Here is a 26,190-nt window from a genome sequence, read left to right on the forward strand (position 1 = left end):
CATGCCCAGCGACAAATCCCAGCCTTCCTTCGTGCTTGTTCGCCCGCAGATGGGTGAGAATATCGGTGCCGCGGCCCGGGCGATGTGGAACTTTGGACTGGACCGGATGCGCATCGTGGCGCCCCGCGACGGCTGGCCAAACCCCAAGGCGGTGGCGATGTCCAGCGGTGCGGGCCGGTTGCTGGACGAAGCGCAGCTGTTCGACGATCTGGCCGGATCGCTGGCCGACAGCACCTTTGTCTTCGCCACCACTGCACGGCAGCGCGGGTTGACCAAACCCGTCTACAGCCCCGAGCGCGCCATGCAGATCGCCGCCGAAAAGGTCGCGGCGGGTGAAAAGGTTGCGGTTCTGTTCGGCCCCGAACGCGCAGGGTTGGAGAACGAAGACATCGCCACGGCAAACGCAATCATCTCGGTGCCCGTGAACCCGGAATACGCGTCGCTGAACCTGGGCCAATGCGTTTTGCTGACCGCTTACGAGTGGATGCGCCAGACCGGCGACGTGGTGCATGAATCCACCGATCTGGGCAAGGGCGACTGGGCCACGGGGATCGAAGTCGAAAAACTGGTCGAGCACTACGAGGACCGGCTGGAAGAGGCCGGGTTCTTCTACCCCCCCGAAAAGGCCGAGGGCATGAAGATCAACCTGCGCAACCTGTGGTCGCGGATGCGGATGACGCGGGCCGACGTGCAGATGCTGCACGGGATCATGCGGCAGATGGTCCGCTGGAAAGACAAAGGCTGAGGCTGGACCTATCTTCCACCAAGCCCTAGCTTGCGACGAAATCAGGACATGAGGACAGCATGAGCGGTAAGCGCAGCATCTTCGAAGAGGTCTCGGAAACCGAAAAACAACAGGCTGTTCAACCCGGTATGATCGACCGGGGGCGTGGCGGTGCGCGCAAGGCAATCCGTGCCTGGCTGATGATCCTGTTCGCTTTGGTCGTGGTGATGATCGCTGTCGGCGGTCTGACGCGGCTGACTGACAGCGGGCTGTCGATTACTGAATGGCGCCCAATCACCGGAGCCGTTCCACCGTTGAGCGAGGCAGACTGGCAGGCCGAGTTCGACAAGTACAAGCAGATTGACCAGTGGCGCATTCAGAACCAGTGGATGCAGCTGAGCGACTTCAAAACCATCTATTGGTGGGAATGGGGGCATCGCCAACTGGGCCGTGTGATAGGGCTGGTCTGGGCCATCGGTTTCCTGGGCTTCCTCGTGGCCCGCAAGATACCCACGGGTTGGACCGGCAAGCTGCTGATCCCCGGCGTTCTGGGCGGTGTGCAGGGTGCTGTCGGCTGGTGGATGGTCGCCTCGGGTGTGACGCAGGGCGAAGGGATGACCGCCGTCGCCAGCTATCGACTGGCCACCCATCTGGGGCTGGCATTCGTAATTCTCGGGTTCCTCGCGTGGTATATTTTCGAGCTTGGCCGGGAAGAACGTGACCTGATGCAGGCGCGTCGCATGAAGGAAGCGAAACTGTTCTCGTTGTCCACCGGCCTGATGCATTTCGCCTTTTTGCAAATACTCATTGGCGCGCTTGTCGCCGGGATCGACGCCGGACGGTCTTATACCGATTGGCCGCTGATCGGCGGGCAGCTGCTGCCGCCGGACGCCACCGCGTTGGAGCCGATGTGGCGCAATTTCTTCGAAAGCCCGGGACTTGTGCAGTTCATTCACCGCTGCGCAGGTTACCTGTTGTTCATCTTTGCTATTGTCGTCTGGCGCCGCGGCAGCGCCAGCGCGCATCCTCAGACGCGCTTCGCCTTCAACGCGGCTTTCGCGGCCCTGTCGTTGCAAGTTGTCGTCGGCATTGTGACCGTCGTCTACGGAGCACCGTGGCAGATCGCCATCTTCCACCAGTTCATGGCCGTCGTCGTCTGGACCCTGATCCTGCGCGCGCGGTTCCTGACTGCTTATCCAATCGCAACATCTGTGCGCGGAGTAAAATAACATGACCGCTTTCGATGAACTGATGGCTTTTCAGCGTGAAACCTCGGCACTGGGCCAAATCGCTGGGCGATTGGGTTGGGATCAGGAAACTGTCATGCCGCGCGGGGCCGCGCCTCAACGCGCCGAGGAAATGGCGGCGATCGAGGCCGTCCTGCACGCGCGCCGATCGGATCCGCGCGTGGCAGAGTGGCTGGATCAGGCCGCGCCTCAGGATGAAGTCGGAAAGGCGCAGCTTCGAGAAATCCGGCGCGCCTATGATCGGGCGGTCAAGGTGCCCGCTGATCTGGCCACGGCGATTGCCCGGACCACGTCCGCCGCACAGGGAACATGGGCACAGGCGCGCGCGGACGAAGATGTCTCGTCCTTCCTTCCTGTACTGGAAGAGGTCGTATCGCTGAAGCGTCAGGAAGGCGAGGCGCTGGCACAGGGCGGAGACGTCTATGACGCCATGGTCGAGGATTATGAACCCTGTACGACTGGCGCTCAGATCGCGGCCATTTTCGATGAGATGCGCCCACGTCTTGTGGCCTTGCGCGCGGCCGTTCTGGAACGCCCTGAACCTGCCGCGCTGACCGGAAGCTTTGACGAGCTGACCCAGATGCGGCTTACGCAAAAACTGGCGGTCGCCTTCGGCTATGACCTCAACAACGGCCGTGTCGACAAGGCGGTTCACCCGTTCAGCTCGGGTTCGGGCCTGGATGTGCGCATCACCACGCGAACCAGCGAAACGGACCCGTTCAACTGCTTTTATTCCACCATTCACGAGGTCGGCCACGCGGCTTACGAACAGGGGATCGACCGCGGCTACCTGCTGACGCCGCTGGGGCGTGGCGTGTCCATGGGGGTGCATGAAAGCCAAAGCCGGATCTATGAAAACCAGCTTGGCCGTTCGCGTGCGTTTACGGGATGGTTGTTCGATCAGATGAAAGACGCATTCGGCGATTTCGGAATTGCCGATGCAGATGCTTTCTACGCTACCGTCAACCGGGTTCACAACGGTTATATCCGGACCGAAGCCGATGAAGTGCAATACAATCTGCACATCATGCTTCGGTTCGATCTTGAGCGCGCGCTGATGGCCGGGGACTTGCAGGTCAGCGAGCTGGAAGCGGCGTGGAATGACCGGTTCAAGGTCGACTTCGGTTATGCGGTCGACAAACCGTCGAACGGCTGTTTGCAGGATGTGCACTGGTCGGTTGGACTGTTCGGGTATTTCCCGACCTATTCGCTGGGCAATGTCTATGCAGGATGTCTGTATCAGGCACTGCGCGGCGCAGTTCCTGAACTGGATGCGCAACTGGCAGAAGGTGACACAACAGGCGCAACCGCTTGGCTGCGTGAACACGTTCAGCAACATGGCGGGCTTTATGCCCCACGCGAGATTATCCAGAGGGCGAGTGGAGTAGAGCCGGGGCCCGAACCTTTGCTGGACTATCTGGAACAGAAGTTCAGCGGATTGTACGGGCTGTGACAGCATGAATCGGTAGCCGATTGGCAAGGCTTCTCGCCATATACGCTGCAACATTGGCTTTGGCTTGAATACTCAAACCAGCGTGTCGTGCAAAACGTTTTCACATCTGTACCAAGCAGAGGAATTCGGGCGCGCGGGTATTTCATGTATGGTTTCCGGGTGACAACCCAATGTCTTGCGTCCGAAGGGCGAATGACCATGTCCAACCATGATTTTTCTTCGTGGATCTCACGGAACGGCGCAGCGGGTGCTTCAGAGTCTGTTTCCTATCACGCCGGTACTGGAACGCCGGTAGGCCAGCGTCGTTCCGACCACGCTGGAAATTGAGCACCAGAATGGCCGGGGCACAGGCTGGGTTTGGAGTGACTCTCACGATAGGCGCGATGTTTCTGAATTCATTGCCAAATACGCTTGAGGAGGTGTTGGCACGATTCCCGATTGATCTGGCACAGATCGTAACCACCGGCCATTCCCGCAGCGAACCGGAAAAGTGCGCATCAACAGATTTCGACATGTATTGCCGCCATGGCTACGACAACAGCGGTACTCCCTTCGCCACGCCCGGTTCTGATTGGTTTGATCCAGGTTCTATGGGCGCCGTGGAAGCCACACTAAGGCGCGGGACCTCTGCGGGTTTTCAATGGGACCAAGTTTTTTAGCATGGTGCTATGATCGGCGCATTCCGGGGGACTATGAGACCGGTTTGAACATTTCGGTTGTTGGCTACTAAATCAGGCATGGCGTTCCAAATGGCTGGAGCGATGTGATGCTCGACTGGTTTGAAGCGGTGAATGCTTTGGACCAGAGTGCTGCGAGCACAAATCCGATCACGTGAAGATCGAGTGGAGACTGCGATATATGAAAGTCAGATTGTTTTTTGATTTCACACTGAACGCTGATTTTGGGTGGCGCGTCCTTTCATTCTGCCCAAACACTTGCCGAACAAACATGCACAGATTGACCTAAACCACTGGCACCAGTTCAATCCGGGTCGCGACGGCTGCAAAGAACAAAACGCTGCCGACCAACACAAATACGTGCCAGATCGTATTGTGGAACGGCAGCCAATCCAGCAGGTAGAAGGCGACACCGATCGTATACACGAGCCCACCGGAAATCATCAGTGTGACGATTGTGGGGGACAGATCTGCCAACATGGATTGCCCGGCCCAGACGGCTGCCCAACCCATCAAAAGGTAAAGCGCAAGCCCGAACCAACGGAACCGGTTTGGGTCTAACATCTTGAGAACTGACCCAAGCGTTGCCGAGGACCACAACCCGAGCAACAGCCCAGGAGGCTGAGCACCGGACAACAGTAGAAATGGGGTATAGGTCCCTGCGATCTTGACGTAGATGCCGGAATGATCGAGGCGTTGCAGAAACCCGCGCCATTCCTCGCTTTCAATCATGTTGTACAACGCAGAAAACGTCAGCATGAGTATCAACGTCACCCCGTAAACCGACGCGCCCAGTACCGCAGATTGATCATACCGGTAATTGATGGTCATCGTGATCAGCAGGGGAACCGCAATCAACGCGCTCGAGACACCGAGCACATGGACCACCCCGTCGCTGATACGTTCTGTGCGGCTGTAAGCTGGTCGGATATGTGCAAAAGACCACATATAAAAAAGCTAGGCGTCAGAATGGCTTCGGGCAAGCGGATCATCCCGAGAGCTATCGATATCGTGATCCAGAATTACAAAACGCCCGCAGAGCGAGCGTTTTGTTTCATATCCGTAATTTAGCGTGAGAATTATTCTTCGGTTTCCTCATCACCCTGATCGGCGATCCGGGCGACGCTGACGACCTCTTCGCCCTTACCGGTGTTGAACACTTTGACCCCGCCGGCCGAGCGCGAGCGGAACGAGATGCCGTCGACCGGAACCCGGATCGACTGTCCCTTGGAGGTGGCCAGCATGATCTGATCGTCGATTTCGACCGGGAACGAGGCCACCAGCGGGCCGCCCCGCATCGCCTTGTCCATCGCCATCACGCCCATGCCACCACGGCCGCGCACCGGATAGTCATGCGACGAGCTGAGCTTGCCGGACCCCTTGGCCGTGATGGTCAGGATCAGGTTCTCGGCCGCCGACATCTCGGCATAGCGTTCCTGCGGCAGGATGCTGTCGGCATTGCCGCCATCCTCGTCGGCTTCGGTATCGTCGGTCACGCCGGCCATCAGGCGGCGCATTTTCAGATAGGCGGCGCGCTCGTCCGGGGTGGCCTCGAAATGACGGATCACCGACATCGAGACCACGCGGTCGCCCGCGTTCAGCCGGATGCCCCGCACGCCGGTCGATTTGCGCCCCTTGAACACCCGCACGTCGGTTGTGGAGAAACGGATCGCCCGGCCGGAATTGGTGACCAGCATCACATCGTCCTCGTCCGAGCAGATACGCGCGTTGACCAGTTCCACGCCCTCGGGCAGGTCCATCGCGATCTTGCCGTTGCGCTTGACGTTGGTGAAGTCGCTCAGCGCGTTGCGGCGCACGTCGCCGGCGCTGGTGGCGAAGACGATCTGAAGGTTTTCCCATTCTTCATCCGGCACATCGACCGGCATGATCGCCGCAATGGAAACGCCGGTGGGAATCGGTAGGATGTTGACGATCGCCTTGCCCTTGCCGGTGCGCCCCGACTGGGGCAGGCGCCAGGTCTTGAGCTTGTAGACCATCCCGTCGGTGGTGAAGAACAGAAGCTGGGTGTGCGTATTGGCCACGAAGAGGGTGGTGACCACGTCCTCTTCCTTGGTCTGCATGCCCGACAGCCCCTTGCCACCCCGCTTTTGCGCGCGGAAATCGGCCAGCGGCGTGCGCTTGATATAGCCGCCCGAAGTCACGGTCACGACCATGTCTTCGCGCTCGATCAGGTCCTCGTCTTCCATGTCACCCGACCAGTCGACGATCTCGGTGCGGCGCGGTACCGCGAATTGTTCGCGGACGCTGCGCAGTTCATCAGCGATGATGCCCATTATGCGTTCGCGCGAGGACAGGATATCCAGGTATTCCTTGATCTTTGCGGCCAGGTCTTCCAGTTCGTCCGTGACCTCTTTGACGCCCAGTTGCGTCAGGCGTTGCAGGCGCAGGTCAAGGATGGCGCGGGCCTGAACCTCGGTCAGGTTGTAGGTGCCGTCGTCGTTCATCTTGGACAGCGGATCGTCGATCAGGCGCAGATAATCCGCGATGTCGGCGGCCGGCCAGCGCCGGGTCATAAGCTTTTCGCGCGCCTCGGCCGCGTCGGCCGAAGACCGGATCGTGGCCACGACCTCGTCCACGTTCGAGACCGCCACGGCCAGACCGCACAGGATATGGCTGCGTTCCCGCGCCTTGCGCAGGTCAAAGGCGGTGCGGCGGGCAACGACATCTTCGCGGAAATCGATGAAGCTGGTCAGGAAACGGCGCAGGGTCAGCTGCTCGGGGCGGCCGCCGTTCAGCGCCAGCATGTTGCAGCCGAACGAGGTCTGCATCGGCGTGAACCGGTACAGTTGGTTCAGCACGACCTCGGGTGTTGCGTCGCGCTTCAGCTCGACCACCACCCGCACGCCGTTGCGGTCGGATTCGTCCTGAACATGGCTGACGCCTTCGATGCGCTTTTCGCGCACGGCTTCAGCGATCTTTTCGATCATCGAGGCCTTGTTCACCTGATAGGGGATCTCGTCCACGATGATGGCATAGCGGTCCTTGCGCAGCTCCTCCACGCGGGTCTTGGCGCGGATGATGACGCTGCCGCGGCCTTCCAGATAGGCCTTGCGCGCGCCGGAACGGCCCAGCATCACGCCGCCGGTGGGGAAATCAGGGCCGGGGACGTATTCGATCAGTTGCTCGGACGTCAGGTCCGGGTCGTCGATCAGGGCCAGCGTCGCATCGACCACTTCACCCAGGTTGTGCGGCGGGATGTTGGTGGCCATGCCCACCGCGATACCGCCGGCGCCGTTGACCAGCATGTTGGGGAACCGCGCGGGCAGGACGGTGGGTTCCTTGTCCTTGCCGTCGTAGTTGTCCTGGAAGTCGACCGTCTCTTTTTCGATATCCGCCAGCAGGGCGGCGGCGGGCTTGTCCATCCGGACCTCGGTGTAACGCATGGCCGCCGGGTTGTCGCCGTCCATCGAGCCGAAGTTGCCCTGACCGTCCAGCAGCGGCAGCGACATCGAGAAATCCTGCGCCATCCGCACCAGCGCGTCATAGATCGCGCTGTCGCCGTGCGGGTGATACTTACCCATCACGTCACCCACCGGACGGGCCGATTTGCGATAGGGTTTGTCATGGGTATTTCCGGTCTCGTGCATCGCATAGAGGATGCGCCGATGCACCGGTTTCAAACCATCGCGCAGATCGGGGATCGCGCGGCTGACGATGACCGACATCGCATAGTCCAGATAGGACGTGCGCATCTCGGATTCGATCGAGACCGTCGGGCCGTCATAGACAGGGCGCTCGGGCGGGGTTTCATCTATGTTTTCGGGGATTTCTGGCGTATCGCTCACGTAAACTGCCCGTATTTTGTGCTGGGTCTATATCTTGTGGATGCACCTTATCAGACCCGGCACATAAGGTGCAAGCAAGCAGCGTTCCCCAAGGTTCGAATCCTCGGTAACACCCAAGTAACATATTGTTATCTAAGTATTAGGGGGTTTTCGTGCTAGCCTGAGAATACCGTGCAACAAACCGGAGGTCTGCATGAAGACAAGTGAAACCGAATTGATGCTTAAGGGCTATGGCCTGACAACGGCCGAATTTTTCTATCACATGCCCGATTACGTCCACGTCCTGAATACCTTCATCTGGCAGGAATATGACCTTGCGCCGGATCATCCCAAACTGTTCGAATTCATCGAGTTTTGGCAACGAGAAATAGAAGGACCGCTGCATTCCGTGAAATTCACGCACCGCAAGATGATCGCACCGGGCGAGTGGCGCAACATGGTTGGCGAGTTTCGCGTGAACTGAGTGACCGGCCAGGTCCGCCTGTGCGTCGGAATTCCTGTTCTCATTTGAGGCAAGTCGCGTATGGTGACTGCCAATCTGATGGCGTCACAGGAAAAAACAATGATCAGAGCCGTTCTCTTTGTTGCAGCGCTTTGCATGACCAGCCCCGTTTTTGCCGAGGGTGTTCTGGACAAGATCAAGAAAGGTGCCGAGAGCGTCGGGAAGACGATCGACAAAGGTGCCGAAGCGGTTGACGATACGATCACGTCCACCTCGGAGCTGCTGTCCAACGAGGCAACACCTGAAGAGACGCGCGCAAAGCTTGACGCGATGGCAGGCGAGATTCTGGATCAGCTTTTGGCGGAAAACCCCGATGTGCGGCCACTTTATGACGTCAGTGCCGGGTATGCGGTGTTCGACTCTCGCAAGGTTACAGTATTCCCTGTGTCGGCGGGCTATGGCCGGGGCGTGGCGGTGTCGAAGGACACCGGGCAACACACATACATGAACATGGGAACGGGCGGGGTTGGTGGCGCCATCGGCATCGGTGGGTTCGAGACCAAATTCGTGATCCTGTTCGAAACCCCCGCTGATCTGGATAAGTTCATAAACCAAGGCTATGACGCGACCGCAGAAACGGGGGCCATGTATGGCGAGGACAAAACGGGCGAAACCCTGCGTTTTACTGATGGACGCTCGTTCTTTGTTCTCAACAAAAAGGGCTGGCGCGTATCGGCCGGCGCGTCCGGCACCAAGTTCTGGAAATCGCCCGAGCTGAACTGATCAGCCAGAACAGCTGGCCCCGCCCAAAACGCAGAATTTGGCGCAATGAGGATGGTTCAGATGCACGTCCGCCTCGGCCTCGGCCAGGGTATGACCCATCTCGAACTCGGGCGCATAGGGCAGCAGGGTGCAGGCCAAAACAGCCGGTTTTTCGGCCCCCTTGCGTTTGACCACCATTCGGGCGCTGGCGCACATGACGTCGTTTGGGGATTTGTTCAGAATTCCCCAGCACGCGGTGGTGATTTCTGGAACCTCGACAGTTTCGTCCATTTCGGGAAACAGAACGGTCTGAGCCGGGTTCTGCGGGTCAATGTCAAACCCGTGCTTGGCAAAGAACCTGGCATAGCCCGCACGGCTTTCCGCGTCTGACTCCCCCCAGACCGTACGCCCGGCGATGGCCATGTTGAAACCGTGGTCGCGCAACCATTCCATACCGGCCAGGGTTTTGTCGAAACTGCCGTCGCCGCGTTCTTCGTCGTGCAGCGCCGGGCGGAAGTGATCGACCGAAATGCGCAGAGTCAACATGTGGTTGAATTCCTTTTGCAACCCCAGCAACCCTTCGCGCATTTTGCGGCGCATCATCGGCGCCATTGCGTTGGTCAGGATCAGAACCTTGTACCCTCGTTCCAGCGCGGCGCGCGTCATGTCGATCATTTGCGGGTTCATGAACGGCTCACCGCCGGTGAAGCCGATCTCGTGCACGGGCCAGTTGCGGGCTTCGATCTGATCCAGGTAGTTCCGGACCTCGTCAGCGGTGATGTAAACCAAAGCGTCATTGCTCGGGCTGCTGGCGATATAGCAGTTCACGCATTCGATATTGCACAAAGTGCCCGTATTGAACCAAAGGGTCTCGGGCCGTGTAAGGGAAACCCTTGCGCGGGTCTGGCCGTCAGCTGTCACCGATTTGTTTTGAAACTTGCCGATATTGGCGAGCTGAGGGGCGTTGTCTTTCATTCCCGCATCCGGTTCTTAAAGGTCATCAATCCGATCTAGCCCTTTGTCGCGGATTTGGTAAGGGTGACGCAGCGGTTCTGACAGAGTTTTGAACAGAGTGATTTATTGCCGAATGGTTGCGCTAACATTGGACATGCCGGAAGGGGCGGGGTAAGGACAATTCATGGTTTCACGCGTCATACCTGTTGATCCCTTTGATCTGATCATTTTCGGCGGCACCGGCGATCTGGCGCAGCGCAAGATTCTGCCCGCGCTCTACCGTCGTTATTGCGCCGGGCAATGGCACGAGGATGCCAGGATTATTGCAGCAGCGCGGGCGGGCCATTCCGCGGAAGATTTCCGACGGATGGTCGCAGAATCGCTGCACCGGCATGCTGTGGTCCGCGCTTCGGAGTCCCCGGGGGTGTCCGGTTTTCTACAGCGGGTCGATTATGTCCCGCTGGATGCAGTATCAGCCGAAGGATGGGAGTTGCTGGGTGAAAAACTGTCGCCCAACCGCGTGCGCGCGTTCTATTTCTCGGTCGGCCCCAGCCTGTTCGGCCCCTTGGCCGAGCGGGTCCGGGCCTATGATCTGGCGACCGAAGATACGCGCATCGTGGTGGAAAAGCCGTTCGGGCATGATCTGGGCAGCGCGCGAGAGCTGAATGCCACACTGGCTGCGCATTTTGATGAAGGCCAGATCTACCGAATCGATCATTATCTGGGCAAGGAAACCGTCCAGAACCTGATGGCCGTACGGTTTGGCAACATGCTGTTCGAACCGCTGTGGAACAGCCAGTATGTCGACCACATCCAGATCACCGTTGCCGAAACCGTCGGTATCGATGGGCGCGAAGAATATTATGAACGCGCCGGCGCGATGCGGGACATGGTGCAAAATCACCTGATGCAGCTGCTGTGCCTGATTGCCATGGAACCCCCGGCAAAGTTCGATCCGGACGCGGTGCGGGATGAAAAGCTCAAGGTGATCCGGGCGCTTGATCCGGTGGAGCCGCATCACATCGTGCGCGGCCAGTTTTCGGCAGGGCCCGAGGGGGCGGGATACCGCGAATGTGTCGGCAATCCACGCTCGACCACTGAAAGCTATGTGGCGCTGAAGGCGCATGTCAGCAATTGGCGATGGGCGGGCACGCCGTTTTACCTGCGCACGGGCAAACGGCTGGTGGCGCGCTCGTCGATTATCAATGTGATGTTCAAGGACGCGCCGCATTCGATTTTCGGGGAAGAGGCCGGGCGTCACGCCAATGCGTTGTCAATCCGGTTGCAACCCAACGAAGGGATCACGCTGAAAGTTACGATCAAGGAGCCGGGACCGGGAGGGATGCGCCTGATCGACGTTCCATTGGACATGAGTTTCGCCGAAGCGCTGGGGCCCGAGAACCAAGACCCGCCAGACGCTTACGAGCGCCTCGTCATGGACGTGATACGGGGCAACCAGACGCTGTTCATGCGTGGGGACGAGGTCGAGGCCGCCTGGGCCTGGACCGATCCGATCATCGCCGGATGGCTGGCGCGCGGGGACGTGCCGAAACCTTATGACAGCGGCAGCACAGGGCCGGGCGACGCCGAGCTGCTGATGAAACGTGACGGTCGCCGCTGGCAGGGAATAAAGCCATGAACATTCAGGAATATGCCGACCGGGAAATGCTGGCCATCGATGTGGCAAACGCGTTGGCTGGTGAGCTTGAGGCCGCTTTGTTACACAATGACACGGTTGCATTGGCCGTTCCCGGCGGGACAACACCGGGGCCGGTTTTTGACAGCCTGTGTGCCGCCGATCTCGAGTGGGACCGTGTGCGTGTTCTGCCTACGGACGAACGCTGCGTGCCGGCTGATCACGAACGTTCGAACGAACGTCTGATCCGGGAAAGACTGCTGACAAACCGGGCATCCGTGGCGCAGTATCTTCCACTTTATGTTCCGGGCGCAGAGCCTGAAGCGGCGTTGCCGGAAATTGAATCGCTGATCGCGCCGGTGCTGCCTTTGTCGGTTCTTGTCCTCGGGATGGGGGAAGACATGCACACGGCCTCGTTGTTCCCGGGAATGGACGGGCTGGACAAGGCCCTCGACAGCCAGGCGCCGACCTTGATCGTCGCCCGGACCGATGTGCAGCCAGAGCCCCGGATTTCTTTGACGGCCCCTGTTCTGGACGGGGCCTTGTCGAAACATCTGATCATCTACGGTCAGGCAAAACGAGACGTTTTGGACAAAGCCATGTCGATGCCACCGGAAGAGGCACCGATCGCCGCGGTCCTCAGCGGCATGACGGTTCATTGGGCGGAGTGAGGCAATGCAGTTGGATGCTTTGAAGGCGCTTGCAGCAGCTGACCGCCGTATCGTCGACCTGTTTGCAAAGGATGCAACCCGGGCCGGGTCGTTTTCAGCCTCGACCGGGGATTTGCTGTTCGATTATTCAAAAACGCAGATCGATGAAGACGTGCGCGCTGCTTTGTTGCAATTGTGCGAAGATGCCGGGCTTGCGACGCGGCGCGACGCCATGTTTGCCGGGAAGAAGATCAACGAAACCGAAGGGCGCGCAGTGCTGCACACCGCCCTGCGCAACCTTGATGGTGGGCCGGTTGACGTGGACGGTCAGGACGTCATGCCCGGGGTTCTGGACACGCTGCATCGGATGCGTGTTTTTGCCGAGGAAGTGCGCGGCGGCGCCATTGCGGGGGCAGGGGGCAGTTTCACCGATGTGGTGAATATCGGCATCGGGGGGTCCGACCTGGGCCCGGTGATGGCCACGCACGCACTGGCCCCTTATCACGATGGCCCGCGGGTGCATTACGTCTCGAACGTGGATGGGGCCCACATCGCGGACACGTTGCGCCCGTTGGATCCGGCGCGGACGCTTGTGATTGTCGCGTCCAAGACATTCACCACGATCGAAACGATGACCAATGCGCGCACGGCCCGCGCCTGGATGTCCGAGGGCGGAGGTGATCCGTCCCGCCAGTTTGCCGCCGTATCCAGCGCGCTGGAAAAGACGCAGGCTTTCGGCATCCCCGAGGCCCATGTGTTCGGTTTCGCCGATTGGGTGGGCGGGCGTTATTCGGTCTGGGGGCCGGTCGGATTGCCGGTCATGATTGCCGTCGGTTCAAATGCATTTGATGCGTTTCTGCGGGGCGGGCAGGCGATGGATCTGCATTTCCGCTCGGCGGATTGGGTGGAAAACATGCCTGTGATGCTGGCGCTGGTCGGCATCTGGCACCGTCAGGTTCTGGGTTGTACCAGCCGCGCTGTGCTGCCCTATGATCAGCGGCTGCTGCGCCTGCCGGCCTATTTCCAGCAGTTGGAAATGGAATCGAATGGCAAATCTGTCGCGATGGACGGGTCTTCGCTGGCTGTCCCCTCCGGGCCGGTGGTCTGGGGTGAGCCGGGCACCAATGGCCAGCATGCGTTCTATCAGCTGATCCATCAGGGGACGGATGTCATTCCCTGTGAATTCATGGTCGCCGCCGAAGGGCACGAACCCGAGTTGACCCACCATCACCGCCTGCTATTGGCCAATTGTCTGGCCCAGTCAGAGGCTTTGATGCGTGGCCGGTCTTTGGATGAAGCCCGTGAACGCATGGCAGAGAAAGGCCTTGATGGCGACGAACTTGACCGGCAGGCGCGACACCGCGTGTTTCCGGGCAACCGCCCTTCCACAACGCTGATCTATCCGAAGCTTACGCCGTTCGTTCTGGGGCAGATTATCGCGCTGTACGAGCATCGTGTGTTCGTTGAAGGTGTTCTGCTGGGCATCAATTCCTTTGATCAGTGGGGTGTGGAATTGGGCAAGGAACTTGCCAACTCGCTTGGACCTGTCGTGGATGGTGTTGCCAGTGCTGACGGTAAAGACGGATCAACCGCCGCATTGGTCGCCTATGCGCTGAAACACCGAAATTAAGAGCGAAAAAATGCCGCCCACGGCCGTGTTGGGCTGCATTCTTTTATTGTCAGACAATTAAATGATTGGCAGGGTTCCTCCGTAGGAAACGACTGTATTGACGCATCGGGTCACGCCCCAAGCCGTCAATGCCAGATGGATAAGGCAGAGGCCATCCAAGGTCTCGCCAAGGACGGGAGGATGTCCATGCTAGGACAGATGATGACGCAGCCCCTGCTGGTTTCGTCGCTGATCGATCATGCAGACCGCTATCACGGCCAGACCGAGATTGTTTCGGTTGAAACGGATGGAACGGTCACTGAAACCAACTGGTCCGAGATTGCGGAGAATGCCCGACGAATGGCGTCGGCCTTGACCAATCTGGGGCTGGAACCGCAGGACAGAATCGGGACACTGGCCTGGAACAATCGGCGGCATCTTGAAATCTATTTTGCCACGTCGGGCGCGGGCTATGTCTGTCACACGGTCAATCCCCGCCTGTTCCCCGAGCAGCTGACTTTTATCATCAACCATGCCCAGGACAGGGTTCTGTTCTTTGATGCGACGTTCATTCCGCTGGTCGCCGCGCTGCATGACGCTTTGTCCGAAGTTCAGCATTTTGTCCTCATGGGGCCTCGCAATGAAGAGGCTGCGGCTCAGGTTCCTGATCTGAAGTTCTATGACGAGTTGATCCAGACAGGAGATGCGGATTTCCAATGGCCTGACCTGGATGAAAAGACGGCCTGCGGTCTGTGCTATACGTCGGGAACCACGGGCAACCCAAAGGGCGTGTTGTATTCCCATCGGTCAACACTGCTGCACAGCTTTGCATCGAACACACGGGATGTGATCGGGTATTCAGCGATGGATGTTGTCATGCCGGTTGTGCCGATGTTCCACGTCAACGCCTGGGGGTCGCCCTACGCCTGCGCCATGTCGGGATCGCGGCTTGTGCTGCCCGGGCCGGATTTGCACGGCGAAGCGCTGGTCAATCTGATCGACACCTATGGCGTGACTTTGGCCATGGGCGTGCCGACCATCTGGCAGGGCTTGCTGGCCCATGCCGCGGCATGCGGAACCGAACTCAAAAGCCTTGAACGCACGGTTATCGGCGGCGCCGCGTGCCCTCCGTCGATGATCGAAACGTTCCGCGAAACCTATGGCGTTGACACGGTCCACGCCTGGGGCATGAGCGAGATGAGCCCGCTGGGAACGACGAATTATCCCTTGGCCAAACACCTGAAGCTGCCGCCGGAGGAACAGCACAAGATCCGTCTGAGCCAGGGCAGACCACCCTTTGGGGTCGAATTGAAAATCGTGGACGAAGATGGGAATGATCTGCCGCATGACGGCGAAACCCAGGGCGATTTGATGGTGCGGGGTCACTGGGTTCTGGACAGCTACTTCCAGTTGCAGGATCAGGATCTGTTGCAGGATGGCTGGTTCGCCACCGGGGATGTGGCCACATTGGACCCGGATGGCTACATGACCATTCGCGACAGATCCAAGGACATCATCAAATCCGGTGGGGAATGGATCAGTTCTGTCGAGCTTGAAAACATCGCCGTGGCCCACCCCCAGCTTGCGACGGCCGCCGTGGTCGGTGTTCCGCATCCGAAATGGGATGAACGCCCCTTGCTGGTTGCCGTGAAAGCCGATGGTGAAGAGCCCAGCGAAGAGGATTTGCTTGCCTTTTTCGAAGGCAAAATCGCCAAGTGGCAGATTCCGGACAAGGTTGTCTTTGTCGACGCATTGCCGCTGAGCGCGACCGGAAAGGTATTGAAACGCAAGCTTCGGGCCGAGTTCGGCGACGCCCTGACAGGGTAGGTCTGCTGTGTTTTGGGGAAATGGCTCCGGCGGTAGGGATCGAACCTACGACCAATTGATTAACAGTCAACTGCTCTACCGCTGAGCTACGCCGGAACGGTTCGCGCCGTATAGCAATCCGGTTTCCCGACGTCCAGAGGGTGCGTGTGTTTTTCGACGAAAAAAAACGGCATAAATCGATGTGATTCTTGACGCCAATGCAGGTCTGAACGAAGGGGGATTTTGGCTCCGGCGGTAGGGATCGAACCTACGACCAATTGATTAACAGTCAACTGCTCTACCGCTGAGCTACGCCGGAACTGAGGCGCATATAGCAACCCCGATTCCGGACGTCCAGTGGTTAAGTACGAGAACCATCAAAAAATTTTGCTGTTTTAGCGAACCCGCCGAAAAACAGATGAAACTGACAGGGGGCCAATGGGGACCACTTTGTTTTTTCCAGTCAGATCAACGAGATGAGCGAAAACGTTGCGCTCGGCTGCGGGCAGCAATGCCGCTGGCGTATCCGTATAGATGCGCTCGGCCAGATGCCGCGCCGTCCCGTCTTCTTCTTCCAATGCGCTCAGAATCTGGGCCTCGCGGGTCTGGCGATGTGTAATCAGCCAGTCCAAACGTTCGGCAGGGCTGGTGATCGGTGCGCCATGGCCTGCATGGAAAACCGACCAGTCGCGCGCGCGCAGCCGATGGCAGGCAGTCATGAAGTCGGTCAGGTCACCATCCGGAGGGGACACCAACGAGCTGGCCCACCCCATGACATGATCCGCCGTGAAGCAGATGTTCTGCCAAGCCAGAGAAATGTGATTGCCCAGATGGCCCGGCGTGTGAATGACCTCAAGCTGCCACCCGTCGCCATTGATGATCTCACCATCCGCCACTTCGACATCAGGGCGAAACGTGGTGTCGATGCCTTCGCCGCCGCCGGTCAGCCCCTGCGCTGCAAGATCGGTCATGACGGCGCTGCGTCCTGCCTCGGGCCCGCCATAAGCATAAATCGTCGCCCCTGTGCGCGCCGCCAGCGGAGCGGCCAGGGGTGAATGGTCCACATGCGTATGTGTGACTATGATATGGCTGATCCTTTGACCCGGCGCCAAGGAATCCAGAATTGCGCCCAGATGTGCCTCGCTTGCGGGGCCTGGATCGATGACGGCAATGTCGCATTCACCCAGCAGATACGTGTTGGTGCCACGATAGGTCATCGGAGAGGGATTCGGGGCCAGAACACGCCGCAAACCCGGATGCAGTTCCTCTGGCTGGCCGACGGGCGGATCGAAATCATCTGGTGCCTGCATTCTGTGCTCTTTCTCTTGTCCGGGCAGCCCGTTAGGTTTAGCGCATGTCTTCGCACTGGCTCAAACCTTATATGCCTCGCAGTCTTTACGCCCGGGCAGCGCTGATCCTGGTTTTACCTGTGATCGTGCTGTTGCTGGTCGTGGGAATCGCGTTCCTTCAAAAGCATCTTGAGGATGTCACCGGCCAGATGACGCGCGCGGCATCCCGCGAGGTGATGCTGATTTCGACAATGATCGAGGACGCGGAAACGCAACAACAGGCGCTGGCGGCGATTCGTCCCGATTTGCAGGCCCTTGAGATGAGGGCCAGGTTTCTGGGCGTCAACGAACAGCCTGAGATCGGCGCGCGGCGATGGTATGATTTCATCGCGCCGCAGGTCGAATCCGAACTGTATGCCAGGTTGCCCAATCTTGACGCCGTGGCTTTACCCAGCAGCAAAGAAGCGCGGGTTTATCTGAATACGCATCTGGGGCTGCTGCAATTGACGTTCGATCGGCGCAGGTTGTCGCCCGCGGCCCCGCATCAATTGATCGTCACCATGGTGTTCTTTGCGGTCATCATGACGACGATCTCGTTTCTTTATATGCGGAATCAATTGCGTCCCATTACGCGCCTCGCTGATGCGGCGCAGGCATTCGGGCGGGGGCGAATCGTTCCGTATTCACCCGGTGGTGCTATCGAGGTGCGCGCGGCGGGAAATGCGTTTCTGGATATGCGGTCCCGGATCGAACGCCAGATCGAACAACGGACGTTGATGCTGTCGGGTGTCAGCCACGATCTGCGGACCCCGTTGACACGTTTGAAGCTTGGACTGTCGATGTTGCCGGAAGACGAGGCCGCACCGTTGCAAAAGGATGTCACGGAAATGCAATCCTTGCTGGATGCGTTTCTGGATTTTTCGCGTGGGGCTGCCGAGGGATCGACGGAAGAGGTCCAACCGGATGAATTCCTCCGCCAGATCGTGGATGATGCAAAACGGGCCGGTCATCAGGCAGAGCTGATCGCGGTCGAAGGGCAGGGGACGGTCATGATACGCCCCATGGCTGTACGCCGGGCGGTGGAAAACCTGATTGGAAATGCCATGCGCTATGGCAGCCGGGCCGAGCTCAGCCTGTTTCTGAACGCGAAATCGATGCGCATCCGCGTTGAGGATGACGGCCCTGGTATACCTGCGGACCAACGTACAGAGGCGGTAAAGCCTTTCACGCGGCTCGACCCGGCTCGCAATCAGAATCAGGGCAGTGGCGTTGGCCTTGGTCTTGCGATTGTGGCGGATGTCGCGCGCGCGCATGGTGGAGCTTTGCGACTGTCGAAAAGTGAACGTCTCGGAGGGCTCTGCGCGGACATTATTATCGGGCGATAGACCCCCTGTTATGTCTGCGCATGGGGTTCAATTTTGTTAATTTGTCTCGCCATGGCATCCTGTCCCCATAGTTTTTTGCTTTTTTGGGGGCGCATAGGATGGTTATCGCAGGATTCGTGAAATTGGCCGAAAAGGGGTTTGTCGGGTGCGCGACACTTGCGGCCCTGCTGCCTCTTTGGCAGTGGTATGACGAAACCGATGAAAGGCGGGTGGAACGCCTGACCGGTTTTATCGGGGCAGGCGATACATGTCTGAAATGGTTGCGGTCCGACCTGATCGAGCCGTTGGCATCCGAGTTGTGGCATGCGTCGCAGCAGGACGTGGTGGAAGGCGACGAGGATCTGGCACCTCTTCCGGTTCAGGTGCGTGCCAATATGGCGATATTTTGCGCTGAAATGCTGGACTATTTGCAGAATGACTTCGGCAAGTTCGATGAGCCTCTCGCCTATGATTATTACATGATGATCATGGATGCGTCCTTCTGGGTCGATCCTGATGAATTCGAGACCTATTTGGAGGCGGTGCATCAAGATCCGAGCCTGTCCGGCAGTCACGAGGATTACAGCTTTGGTGGGCGCGACGGCTATTCCTATGAATGGCAAGTAACCCAAGAGGAGCTCGACGCCTATTTTGGGTTCGAAGATTCGGACGGATAAGCCAGCGCATCAACGTCCAGACGGCAACAACCCACTCGGATGTTTCGGCGAAATGGTAGGCCCGGAGGGACTCGAACCCCCAACCAAAGCGTTATGAGCGCTCTGCTCTAACCAATTGAGCTACAGGCCCGCCTAGGCGCTTGGGTATCACGGTGAACAGCCGCGTCAAGCCTGACCGTTGCAACAAACGCCACAATCGACTAACCCGCCCGCAAAGCTTTCTTGAGGGACCGAACATGACAGCGGGTAAAAACGGAATCACCTATGCCGATGCAGGTGTGGATATCGACGCGGGCAACGCCCTGGTCGATCGGATCAAACCCGCCGCCAAGCGGACCAACCGCCCCGGTGTGATGAGCGGTCTGGGTGGATTTGGCGCGCTGTTCGATCTGAAGGCTGCCGGATACCAGGACCCGATCCTGGTCGGTGCGACGGATGGTGTGGGCACCAAGCTGCGGATTGCGATTAATACCGGCGTCGTGGACGGGGTCGGCGTCGATCTGGTGGCCATGTGCGTGAATGACCTGATCTGTCAGGGGGCCGAGCCGCTGTTCTTCCTCGACTATTTCGCGACCGGCAGGCTGGATACCGATACGGCGGCGCGGATCATCGAAGGGATTGCCGAAGGCTGTGCGCAGTCTGGCTGTGCCCTGATCGGTGGTGAAACCGCCGAGATGCCGGGAATGTATCCCGATGGCGATTTTGATCTGGCCGGATTTGCAGTCGGTGCGATGGAACGCGGCGCAGATCTGCCCGCGGGCGTTCAAGCCGGTGACGTCCTTTTGGGTCTGGCCTCGAACGGGGTGCATTCCAACGGCTATTCGCTTGTGCGCAAGCTGGTCGAACTGTCCGGTCTGGGCTGGGATTCGCCGTCGCCCTTCGGAGAGGGCAACCTGGGTGAGGCACTTCTGACGCCCACACGCCTTTACGTAAAACCGGCTTTGGCTGCGGTTCGTGCGGGTGGTGTTCACGCGCTGGCGCATATCACCGGCGGCGGGTTGACCGAAAATCTTCCGCGCGTGCTGCCCCAAGGGCTGGGGGCCCGGATCGATCTGGGCAGCTGGCAACTGCCCCCTGTCTTCGGCTGGATGGCGAAGACCGGCAGTATCGTTGAGGCGGAAATGCTCAAGACCTTCAATTGCGGCATCGGCCTTATTGTCGTGTGCGCCGCGGACAAGGCGGATGAGCTGTCAGCCCTGCTGGCAGATGCCGGTGAAATCGTCGCTCGGATCGGTGCCGTCACGGAAACGCCCGGCGTTGCCTATTCGGGCAAACTGCTGTGAGCCAGAAGCGCGTCGCGATCCTGATCTCCGGGGGCGGGTCGAACATGGTGTCGCTTGTTGACAGCATGACCAAAGATCATCCGGCGCGGCCCTGTTTGGTGCTGTCCAATGATGCGCAGGCAGGCGGGCTGAAAAAAGCTGCGGACCGTGGCATTCCGACCGCAGTGGTTGATCATCGCCCTTTCAAGGGCGACCGCAGCGCGTTTGAAGCCGAGCTTTTGAAACCCCTGCAAGAGGCGCAACCCGACATTGTCTGTCTGGCTGGCTTCATGCGGGTTCTGACCGCGGATTTCGTGTCTCGGTTTCAAGGGCGGATGCTGAATATCCACCCTTCATTATTGCCAAAATACAAAGGGTTACACACCCATGCCCGCGCGATACAAGCCGGAGATTCCGAACACGGATGCTCGGTGCATGAGGTGACGGCGGCACTGGATGACGGCCCGATTCTGGGCCAGGCACGGGTGCCGATCCAAGCCGATGATACACCGGAATCGCTGGCTGCGCGGGTGCTGGTGTGGGAACACAAACTCTACCCCGAAGTGCTGCGGCGCTTTGCAGAAGGCAACAGGTCGCCCGTCCTGTTGCCGTGAACGCTCGGTGGGTGATTTACACCCGTGCAATAATCGGCCTATGGTCGTCGACAACGCTCGGGACGAGGACAAAAACGGGCAGGCACAAAAACAAGAGCGATACTAGTACGGCGCATGAAAACCCTGACGACGACGCAAGAGCTGGCCGATTTCTGCAAGGCCGCCGAAGGCTATCCCTATATCACGGTCGACACCGAATTTCTGCGCGAGCGGACGTATTACTCCAAGCTGTGCCTGGTGCAATTGGCTGTCCCGTCCGAGGATGAAGACAGCGCGGTTCTGGTCGATCCGCTTGCCGATGGTTTGTCGCTTGACCCGCTTTACGATCTTTTCCGGAATGAAAGCGTGGTCAAGGTGTTCCATGCCGCCCGCCAGGACCTTGAGATCTTCTGGGTGGAAGCCGGCGTGTTTCCCAAGCCGCTGTTCGACACACAGGTCGCAGCGATGGTGTGTGGCTTTGGCGAACAGGTTGGCTATGAAACTCTGGTCCGGAAAATCTGCAAGCAGGGCGTCGACAAGACCTCTCGGTTCACCGACTGGTCCCGGCGCCCGTTGACCGATGCTCAGAAAAACTATGCTCTTGCAGATGTGACCCATTTGCGCGGGATCTACGAGCGTCTGGCCGCAGAACTTGAAAAGACGCAGCGCAGCCACTGGGTTGCCGAAGAATTGCGGACGCTGACACAGCCTGCCACATATGACATCCGCCCCGAAGACGCATGGAAGCGGGTAAAGACGCGCACGAACTCGGCCAAGTTTCTGGCTGTGGTGCGGGAATTGGCGCAGTTTCGCGAATCCTATGCGCAGGAAAACAACGTGCCCCGGAACCGCGTATTCAAAGACGACGCGCTGATCGAGCTGGCATCGACCAAACCCAAAACACATTCGGATTTGGGCGGATCCCGCCTGTTGCTGCGCGAAGCCCGCAAAGGGGCGATCGCCGAAGGTATTCTGGCAGCGGTCAAGCGTGGCGTGAATTGCCCGCCCGACAAATTGCCCAAGGTCGACACTTCGCGCGACAAGCTCAAGGTCAATCCGGCGCTGGCTGACCTGCTTAGGGTTCTGCTGAAGTCCAAGACCGAAAGTTCAGGTGTGGCGGCGAAATTGATCGCCACAAGCTCGGACCTGGATCAGATTGCGGCCGGCGAGCGGGATGTTCCAGCCTTGTCGGGATGGCGGTTCGAGGTCTTTGGCGAGGATGCTCTCAAACTGTGCGAAGGAAAGATTGCCCTCGCGGCCAAAGGACAGTCGGTCAAGGTCGTGTCCCTGTAACGGCGCTTACCGGCGCCGTGATTCCAATGCGTTCTGTTGTCCGACCACGCGGACCAGCCGAATACCTTCCAGTTCCTGCTTCGAGACGTTGATGGCGTCCGATACCATCCGGGTACGCTCCGACCCTTGCGGCGTCTCATAGCTGGGGTAGGTCACGCGGAACACGAATTCCAAAGTTCCGTTCTTCTGGTTTTCTTCCTTTTCAACAGGAACCAGACGCGCGTTGAATGCCCCCTGTCGTACAGCCGTGCCAGACGCATAGATGATCGCGCCGGTGGGGGTTGGGTCGATGCGCAACTCGTCGATCTGACCAATTGGAATGCTGGTGTCTTCGGCATCGGGGCGGGAAAACAGGCCGGTTCCTCCGCCTTGCTTCGGAACCAGTGCGTCGGCGGCATTTGGGTCGGGCGGTGTTTCGGCTTCGACAGATCTGCTGGATCCGAACCAGTTTGAAGGGTTCACCCGAGAGTCACGCCAGCTGCTGCATGCAGTCAGGGTCAGCGTGGCGATGATGAGAACGGACAGAGATTTTTGCATGGACCCACAGACTTTCACACGAGTTCAGGCAATGGGTTAGCGCATATTCTTCGCGTTGAAAAGCCACCGCGGGGGCTGGACAGTGGCGGGTCACCGGCTTAGGTCACAATTGTGAATGCAACCAAAGGATCACCGCATCATGGCCACGCCCGCCTTTGAAGAGATTGTCGAGGATTTCGAGTTTCTCGAGGATTGGGAAGACCGGTATCGCCATGTCATCGAGCAGGGCAAGGCGATGGAGCCGTTGGACGACGCATTCAAGGTTCCGGCGACAAAAGTGCATGGATGCGCCAGTCAGGTCTGGCTGCATCCGATGATTGAATCCGGCGTCTTCAAGTTCGATGGTGACAGCGATGCACTGATCGTGCGCGGTCTGATCGCTGTTCTTCGGTCCTTGTACAACGGTTTGCCCGTGGGCGAAGTTCCCAAAGTCGATGCGGGGGCGGAACTGGCACGCCTTGGCCTGAACGACCACCTGTCCGCCCAGCGCTCAAACGGCCTGCGGTCGATGATCGAACGCATCCGGCAGGTCGCACAGGAAAACGCCTGACCTCATCCTGGGCGGTTTGCCCAGTCCGACAGCGTGTTTTCCAGATCGCCGTAACCGGTGAACCGGCGTTCGAATTCAAGCCCCATCCGGTCTGCGCATTCGCGCGCGCGTTCCGTCAGCTCTGGGCTGTCGATCTGGGCCTGATAGACAAGTTTGGTGTAATTGCCGAAATACATGTCACGCAGTTCCGGGTGGCGGTCCAGGCCCAGTGGTTTCCAGACAAAGGCGTCGAATTGCCGGGCCAGGAAATCTGTCAGATAGAACGCGGTTGTTTCGTCTTCTCCGCGGTCCTGAAAGGCCTGATTTCCTTCGAAGAAGGAATAGCAATGGGGACCCTTCACCATTTCGACCCCAAGCTTTTCGCAGGCGGCCTGAAGCAGACCCCCGGTGCCGCAATCGGCGTAAACGATGTAGATCTTGTCAAAATTGCCTTGATGCTTGGCCACGGCGTCTTCCACTGCCTGGGTGATCCGCTCCGGGTGAACGTGCAGGATCGCAGGTAGGCAGGTCAGAGCCATGTGATCCCAGCCATTCCGTGTTTTGATATCCAGTATTTCGCGCGCAAGAGCGCCGCAGGCAATCAACAGGATGCTTCCCTTGCCTGTATCTTCATAGCCCGTCGAGGTCAGGCTTGCATCATCTGGCAGGGATTCGTTTGACATCGCTTGGCATCCTCCGGAGCTTTTGCCATAGGAGGATGATTGAGGCCGTTGGGCAAGCCCCGATCCGACATCTCATGTCAGGCCGCCGACGCATGCGCTTCGAACGTGGTCAGCAGGGGCCGGGCCAGCGGGCCGTAAGCGGCAACACCGTTCAGCGACAGTTCCGGAAACAGCGACAGGATTTCTTGCCGTGCGGCAGACCCGAGACTGTCCCAGATTTGCGCGCCGGGATGAAAGCTCTCGCTCAGGCAATCTTCGGCCCAGAGCAGCTCATGCCGGTCGAACAGCAAGTGGATGTAGGTCACCACCCCTCCGGGTCGCAGTATGATGTCGGACCCGTTCACGAGATGTTTGGCAGGCGCCAGGGCTTCGCGATGTCCGGTGTGCAGCTCAAGACGCCAGTCCCCAATCAGCATGCGGTGCTGTTGTGACACCAGAAGGTCGCGCGTGTTTCCGATGGCGCCGGCTTTGAAGAGAATTGGCGCATGCGGTCCCGTTGCCTTGACGGTTCGCCGCCCCATCCAACGCAGGGGTTGCAGGCCATGATCATGGGTTTCAATCCGGTCGCCGACGGATAGGGTTTCAATCGGTCGCGCGCCTTGCTCGGTGCGGATCATCGTTCCGGGGGTAAAGCAGGGTACCAGATCCCAATCTTCACGGCGGGATGTCAGGCCTGAATACCGGTTTCCGGCAAGGCTGTTGAGCGTGATCGAGCGGACAGGGCCAGCCTCCAATGCGGATTGGTCCGCATTGTCCGAGAATTCCGGCATCAGGTAGGTGTTGCCATCCACATCCTGCGCCACAACTGCGGAAATCCTGGCAGTTGATCCGTCAAAATAGGTGATCGTGGCGTTGTAGACCGAAGTGCCAGCGAATGTCTGAGGCGGCCCGCCATCGATCGAAAACCGATCATTGGCCGACATGTTGTTCATGTTGTAGTACGAACCCGGATTGCCGACCGCGCTCCAGGTGACGCTGTTGTGAGCCAGCGGATCGTTGGACCCGCCAAAGGTTTTCCCCACAAGCGCCGAAGCGTTTTCAGCTGTGTTGTTGCCTTCGAAACTGTCGATATCGGCAAGTTTGCCGAGCGAGATGGCTGTGAACGTAGTCGGCACGAGACCCCCTGAGGATGTGGATGCCTCGTTCTTTTAGACCTGCTTTGGTTTAGAATTGGATAATCCGGATTTTCCGGTGGCAAAGCGCTTCAGAATCGAAAAGGCCGCCCGGATCGGACGGCCTTTCAATCAGTATTATTCGGGTCTTAGCCAGCCAGTTGATTGTGCTTGCGGCCCACGAATTCCTTGGCGGTTTCCACTGCAACAGCTGCGTCGCGGCAATAGGCATCCGCGCCAATGGCCTTTCCGAACTCTTCATTCAGGGGCGCGCCGCCGACCAGAACGATGTAATCGTCGCGGACGCCCTGTTCGACCATCGTGTCGATGACCACTTTCATGTAAGGCATCGTAGTGGTCAGCAGGGCCGACATGCCCAGAATGTCGGGTTGTTCGTTTTCCAGTGCTTCCAGGTAGTTTTCGACCGGGTTGTTGATGCCCAGATCGACAACTTCGAAGCCCGCGCCTTCCATCATCATCGAAACAAGGTTCTTGCCGATGTCGTGGATGTCGCCCTTCACGGTGCCGATGACCATCTTGCCGACGCGCGGTGCACCGGTTTCGGCCAGCAGCGGCTTGAGAATGGACATGCCGCCCTTCATGGCGTTTGCGGCCAGCAGAACTTCGGGGACGAACAGGATGCCGTCGCGGAAGTCATGGCCCACGATGGTCATACCGCCAACCAGAGCCTTGGTCAGGATGTCATAAGGTGTCCATCCGCGTTCCAGCAGGATGTTGGTACCTTCTTCGATCTCTTCCTTCAGGCCATCATAGAGATCGTCGAACATCTGCTCGACCAGTTCGTCGTCATTTAGTTCGGACAGGACGATGTCTTCTTCGTCGGACATGGGGTATTCCCTGTGCTGGGCGGGCCATCGACCCGTGGTGGCATTTTTTCCGTTTTGGCCAAAACGTCGCATCGTGACTGTGACGATTGCGACGTCGGTCGTTTCGGGACCGACCTATAAGCCAAAAAATGGGGGGGCTCGATAGAAAAGTCTGCAAGATCATCCTGCAGACTCTTCAACTAAATTCAATCCAACGAAGATTTGGCGGGGGTTGCGCCAAATCGGCGACAGGCCTAT

At 58.8% G+C, this 26,190-nt stretch carries 24 protein-coding genes and 3 tRNA genes; 16 read left to right on the forward strand and 11 right to left on the reverse strand.

Annotated features, from left to right (window positions below; translation table 11 throughout):
• The first annotated feature begins 1 nt into the window (after position 1).
• From ACR0C6_RS03935 to ACR0C6_RS03950, 4 genes are all read left to right on the forward strand, one after another.
• On the forward strand, positions 2-745 hold the full coding sequence (locus ACR0C6_RS03935; protein ID WP_171231551.1) for an RNA methyltransferase: 744 nt from the start codon (positions 2-4) through the stop codon (positions 743-745).
• Positions 746-804: 59 nt separating this feature from the next.
• Complete coding sequence (gene ctaA, locus ACR0C6_RS03940; protein WP_480618326.1) at positions 805-1,953, forward strand: heme A synthase; 1,149 nt, start codon at positions 805-807, stop codon at positions 1,951-1,953.
• Between the two features lies 1 nt (position 1,954).
• Positions 1,955-3,424, forward strand: coding sequence for a carboxypeptidase M32 (locus tag ACR0C6_RS03945; RefSeq protein WP_480618328.1), 1,470 nt, complete (start codon positions 1,955-1,957; stop codon positions 3,422-3,424).
• 383 nt (positions 3,425-3,807) lie between these two features.
• The gene (locus tag ACR0C6_RS03950; protein WP_480459088.1) at positions 3,808-4,083 is read left to right on the forward strand and encodes a hypothetical protein; all 276 of its coding nucleotides are present in this window, start codon (positions 3,808-3,810) and stop codon (positions 4,081-4,083) included.
• 303 nt (positions 4,084-4,386) lie between these two features.
• Here ACR0C6_RS03950 and trhA read toward each other — a convergent pair whose 3' ends face one another.
• The gene (trhA, locus tag ACR0C6_RS03955) at positions 4,387-5,049 is read right to left on the reverse strand and encodes a PAQR family membrane homeostasis protein TrhA (protein ID WP_152458121.1); all 663 of its coding nucleotides are present in this window, start codon (positions 5,047-5,049) and stop codon (positions 4,387-4,389) included.
• 131 nt (positions 5,050-5,180) lie between these two features.
• On the reverse strand, positions 5,181-7,907 hold the full coding sequence (gene gyrA, locus ACR0C6_RS03960) for a DNA gyrase subunit A (protein WP_480618329.1): 2,727 nt from the start codon (positions 7,905-7,907) through the stop codon (positions 5,181-5,183).
• A 193-nt stretch (positions 7,908-8,100) separates the two neighbouring features.
• On the opposite strand from gyrA, the gene ACR0C6_RS03965 reads away from it, so the two are divergent.
• The gene (locus ACR0C6_RS03965) at positions 8,101-8,370 is read left to right on the forward strand and encodes an usg protein (RefSeq protein WP_152458119.1); all 270 of its coding nucleotides are present in this window, start codon (positions 8,101-8,103) and stop codon (positions 8,368-8,370) included.
• A 99-nt stretch (positions 8,371-8,469) separates the two neighbouring features.
• Positions 8,470-9,132, forward strand: a complete 663-nt coding sequence (locus ACR0C6_RS03970) for a lipid-binding SYLF domain-containing protein (protein WP_480445255.1) — start codon at positions 8,470-8,472, stop codon at positions 9,130-9,132.
• On the opposite strand, the gene ACR0C6_RS03975 is transcribed toward ACR0C6_RS03970, so the two are convergent.
• Positions 9,133-10,086, reverse strand: a complete 954-nt coding sequence (locus ACR0C6_RS03975) for a radical SAM protein (protein ID WP_480445254.1) — start codon at positions 10,084-10,086, stop codon at positions 9,133-9,135.
• Positions 10,087-10,249: 163 nt separating this feature from the next.
• Here ACR0C6_RS03975 and zwf point away from each other — a divergent pair, with 163 nt between their 5' ends.
• From zwf to ACR0C6_RS03995, 4 genes are all read left to right on the forward strand, one after another.
• Positions 10,250-11,704 (forward strand): glucose-6-phosphate dehydrogenase, encoded by a 1,455-nt coding sequence (zwf, locus tag ACR0C6_RS03980; protein ID WP_480445252.1) that lies wholly within the window; start codon positions 10,250-10,252, stop codon positions 11,702-11,704.
• A complete protein-coding gene (gene pgl / locus ACR0C6_RS03985) occupies positions 11,701-12,372 on the forward strand; it encodes a 6-phosphogluconolactonase (RefSeq protein ID WP_152458116.1) in 672 nt (223 codons plus the stop codon). The genes zwf and pgl overlap by 4 nt, the downstream gene beginning before the upstream one ends.
• A gap of 4 nt (positions 12,373-12,376) precedes the next feature.
• Positions 12,377-13,981 carry a glucose-6-phosphate isomerase gene (gene pgi / locus ACR0C6_RS03990; RefSeq protein WP_480445250.1) on the forward strand — a complete coding sequence of 535 codons (1,605 nt, stop codon included), beginning with the start codon at positions 12,377-12,379 and terminating at the stop codon, positions 13,979-13,981.
• 186 nt (positions 13,982-14,167) lie between these two features.
• Positions 14,168-15,787, forward strand: coding sequence for a long-chain-fatty-acid--CoA ligase (locus tag ACR0C6_RS03995; protein ID WP_480618330.1), 1,620 nt, complete (start codon positions 14,168-14,170; stop codon positions 15,785-15,787).
• Positions 15,788-15,808: 21 nt separating this feature from the next.
• Here ACR0C6_RS03995 and ACR0C6_RS04000 read toward each other — a convergent pair.
• From ACR0C6_RS04000 to ACR0C6_RS04010, 3 genes are all read right to left on the reverse strand, one after another.
• Positions 15,809-15,883 (reverse strand) — tRNA-Asn (locus ACR0C6_RS04000).
• A gap of 127 nt (positions 15,884-16,010) precedes the next feature.
• A tRNA-Asn gene (locus tag ACR0C6_RS04005) sits at positions 16,011-16,085 on the reverse strand.
• A gap of 76 nt (positions 16,086-16,161) precedes the next feature.
• Complete coding sequence (locus ACR0C6_RS04010; protein WP_480618331.1) at positions 16,162-17,076, reverse strand: MBL fold metallo-hydrolase; 915 nt, start codon at positions 17,074-17,076, stop codon at positions 16,162-16,164.
• A gap of 44 nt (positions 17,077-17,120) precedes the next feature.
• Here ACR0C6_RS04010 and ACR0C6_RS04015 point away from each other — a divergent pair, with 44 nt between their 5' ends.
• The gene (locus tag ACR0C6_RS04015) at positions 17,121-18,440 is read left to right on the forward strand and encodes an ATP-binding protein (protein ID WP_480618333.1); all 1,320 of its coding nucleotides are present in this window, start codon (positions 17,121-17,123) and stop codon (positions 18,438-18,440) included.
• 98 nt (positions 18,441-18,538) lie between these two features.
• A complete protein-coding gene (locus ACR0C6_RS04020) occupies positions 18,539-19,096 on the forward strand; it encodes a hypothetical protein (protein ID WP_152458112.1) in 558 nt (185 codons plus the stop codon).
• A 53-nt stretch (positions 19,097-19,149) separates the two neighbouring features.
• Here the strand turns inward: ACR0C6_RS04020 and ACR0C6_RS04025 are convergent.
• A tRNA-Ile gene (locus tag ACR0C6_RS04025) sits at positions 19,150-19,226 on the reverse strand.
• 106 nt (positions 19,227-19,332) lie between these two features.
• Between ACR0C6_RS04025 and purM the strand changes: the two genes are divergently transcribed.
• The 3 genes from purM to rnd all read left to right on the forward strand — a co-directional run bounded on the left by purM (position 19,333) and on the right by rnd (position 22,244).
• On the forward strand, positions 19,333-20,379 hold the full coding sequence (gene purM / locus ACR0C6_RS04030; protein WP_480445244.1) for a phosphoribosylformylglycinamidine cyclo-ligase: 1,047 nt from the start codon (positions 19,333-19,335) through the stop codon (positions 20,377-20,379).
• The gene (gene purN, locus ACR0C6_RS04035; RefSeq protein ID WP_171228249.1) at positions 20,376-20,972 is read left to right on the forward strand and encodes a phosphoribosylglycinamide formyltransferase; all 597 of its coding nucleotides are present in this window, start codon (positions 20,376-20,378) and stop codon (positions 20,970-20,972) included. Before purM ends, purN begins: the two co-directional genes overlap by 4 nt.
• 114 nt (positions 20,973-21,086) lie before the next feature.
• Positions 21,087-22,244 carry a ribonuclease D gene (gene rnd / locus ACR0C6_RS04040; RefSeq protein WP_152458109.1) on the forward strand — a complete coding sequence of 386 codons (1,158 nt, stop codon included), beginning with the start codon at positions 21,087-21,089 and terminating at the stop codon, positions 22,242-22,244.
• Between the two features lie 6 nt (positions 22,245-22,250).
• Here rnd and ACR0C6_RS04045 read toward each other — a convergent pair whose 3' ends face one another.
• Positions 22,251-22,781, reverse strand: a complete 531-nt coding sequence (locus ACR0C6_RS04045) for a hypothetical protein (RefSeq protein WP_480618336.1) — start codon at positions 22,779-22,781, stop codon at positions 22,251-22,253.
• A 139-nt stretch (positions 22,782-22,920) separates the two neighbouring features.
• Here ACR0C6_RS04045 and ACR0C6_RS04050 point away from each other — a divergent pair, with 139 nt between their 5' ends.
• A complete protein-coding gene (locus tag ACR0C6_RS04050; protein WP_480445242.1) occupies positions 22,921-23,331 on the forward strand; it encodes a SufE family protein in 411 nt (136 codons plus the stop codon).
• A gap of 2 nt (positions 23,332-23,333) precedes the next feature.
• Here the strand turns inward: ACR0C6_RS04050 and ACR0C6_RS04055 are convergent, their stop codons facing one another.
• From ACR0C6_RS04055 to ACR0C6_RS04065, 3 genes are all read right to left on the reverse strand, one after another.
• Positions 23,334-23,993: a DUF1638 domain-containing protein gene (locus tag ACR0C6_RS04055; protein WP_480618339.1), complete on the reverse strand. Its 660-nt coding sequence runs from the start codon at positions 23,991-23,993 to the stop codon at positions 23,334-23,336.
• Positions 23,994-24,070: 77 nt separating this feature from the next.
• Positions 24,071-25,108, reverse strand: coding sequence for a Hint domain-containing protein (locus ACR0C6_RS04060; RefSeq protein ID WP_480618341.1), 1,038 nt, complete (start codon positions 25,106-25,108; stop codon positions 24,071-24,073).
• Positions 25,109-25,254: 146 nt separating this feature from the next.
• The gene (locus ACR0C6_RS04065) at positions 25,255-25,953 is read right to left on the reverse strand and encodes a corrinoid protein (RefSeq protein WP_152458104.1); all 699 of its coding nucleotides are present in this window, start codon (positions 25,951-25,953) and stop codon (positions 25,255-25,257) included.
• Positions 25,954-26,190 lie beyond the last annotated feature (237 nt).

Source organism: Ruegeria sp. AL12 (assembly GCF_056540885.1).

Excerpts from the sequence above, each read along its gene's own strand:
- ACR0C6_RS03935 (WP_171231551.1), top strand. The coding sequence starts at position 2 with ATGCCCAGCGACAAATCCCAGCCTTCCTTCGTGCTTGTTCGCCCGCAG.
- ctaA (WP_480618326.1), top strand. The coding sequence starts at position 805 with ATGAGCGGTAAGCGCAGCATCTTCGAAGAGGTCTCGGAAACCGAAAAA.
- ACR0C6_RS03945 (WP_480618328.1), top strand. The coding sequence starts at position 1,955 with ATGACCGCTTTCGATGAACTGATGGCTTTTCAGCGTGAAACCTCGGCA.
- ACR0C6_RS03950 (WP_480459088.1), top strand. The coding sequence starts at position 3,808 with ATGTTTCTGAATTCATTGCCAAATACGCTTGAGGAGGTGTTGGCACGA.
- trhA (WP_152458121.1), bottom strand. The coding sequence starts at position 5,049 with ATGTGGTCTTTTGCACATATCCGACCAGCTTACAGCCGCACAGAACGT.
- ACR0C6_RS03965 (WP_152458119.1), top strand. The coding sequence starts at position 8,101 with ATGAAGACAAGTGAAACCGAATTGATGCTTAAGGGCTATGGCCTGACA.
- ACR0C6_RS03970 (WP_480445255.1), top strand. The coding sequence starts at position 8,470 with ATGATCAGAGCCGTTCTCTTTGTTGCAGCGCTTTGCATGACCAGCCCC.
- ACR0C6_RS03975 (WP_480445254.1), bottom strand. The coding sequence starts at position 10,086 with ATGAAAGACAACGCCCCTCAGCTCGCCAATATCGGCAAGTTTCAAAAC.
- zwf (WP_480445252.1), top strand. The coding sequence starts at position 10,250 with ATGGTTTCACGCGTCATACCTGTTGATCCCTTTGATCTGATCATTTTC.
- pgl (WP_152458116.1), top strand. The coding sequence starts at position 11,701 with ATGAACATTCAGGAATATGCCGACCGGGAAATGCTGGCCATCGATGTG.
- pgi (WP_480445250.1), top strand. The coding sequence starts at position 12,377 with ATGCAGTTGGATGCTTTGAAGGCGCTTGCAGCAGCTGACCGCCGTATC.
- ACR0C6_RS03995 (WP_480618330.1), top strand. The coding sequence starts at position 14,168 with ATGCTAGGACAGATGATGACGCAGCCCCTGCTGGTTTCGTCGCTGATC.
- ACR0C6_RS04010 (WP_480618331.1), bottom strand. The coding sequence starts at position 17,076 with ATGCAGGCACCAGATGATTTCGATCCGCCCGTCGGCCAGCCAGAGGAA.
- ACR0C6_RS04015 (WP_480618333.1), top strand. The coding sequence starts at position 17,121 with ATGTCTTCGCACTGGCTCAAACCTTATATGCCTCGCAGTCTTTACGCC.
- ACR0C6_RS04020 (WP_152458112.1), top strand. The coding sequence starts at position 18,539 with ATGGTTATCGCAGGATTCGTGAAATTGGCCGAAAAGGGGTTTGTCGGG.
- purM (WP_480445244.1), top strand. The coding sequence starts at position 19,333 with ATGACAGCGGGTAAAAACGGAATCACCTATGCCGATGCAGGTGTGGAT.
- rnd (WP_152458109.1), top strand. The coding sequence starts at position 21,087 with ATGAAAACCCTGACGACGACGCAAGAGCTGGCCGATTTCTGCAAGGCC.
- ACR0C6_RS04045 (WP_480618336.1), bottom strand. The coding sequence starts at position 22,781 with ATGCAAAAATCTCTGTCCGTTCTCATCATCGCCACGCTGACCCTGACT.
- ACR0C6_RS04050 (WP_480445242.1), top strand. The coding sequence starts at position 22,921 with ATGGCCACGCCCGCCTTTGAAGAGATTGTCGAGGATTTCGAGTTTCTC.
- ACR0C6_RS04055 (WP_480618339.1), bottom strand. The coding sequence starts at position 23,993 with ATGTCAAACGAATCCCTGCCAGATGATGCAAGCCTGACCTCGACGGGC.
- ACR0C6_RS04065 (WP_152458104.1), bottom strand. The coding sequence starts at position 25,953 with ATGTCCGACGAAGAAGACATCGTCCTGTCCGAACTAAATGACGACGAA.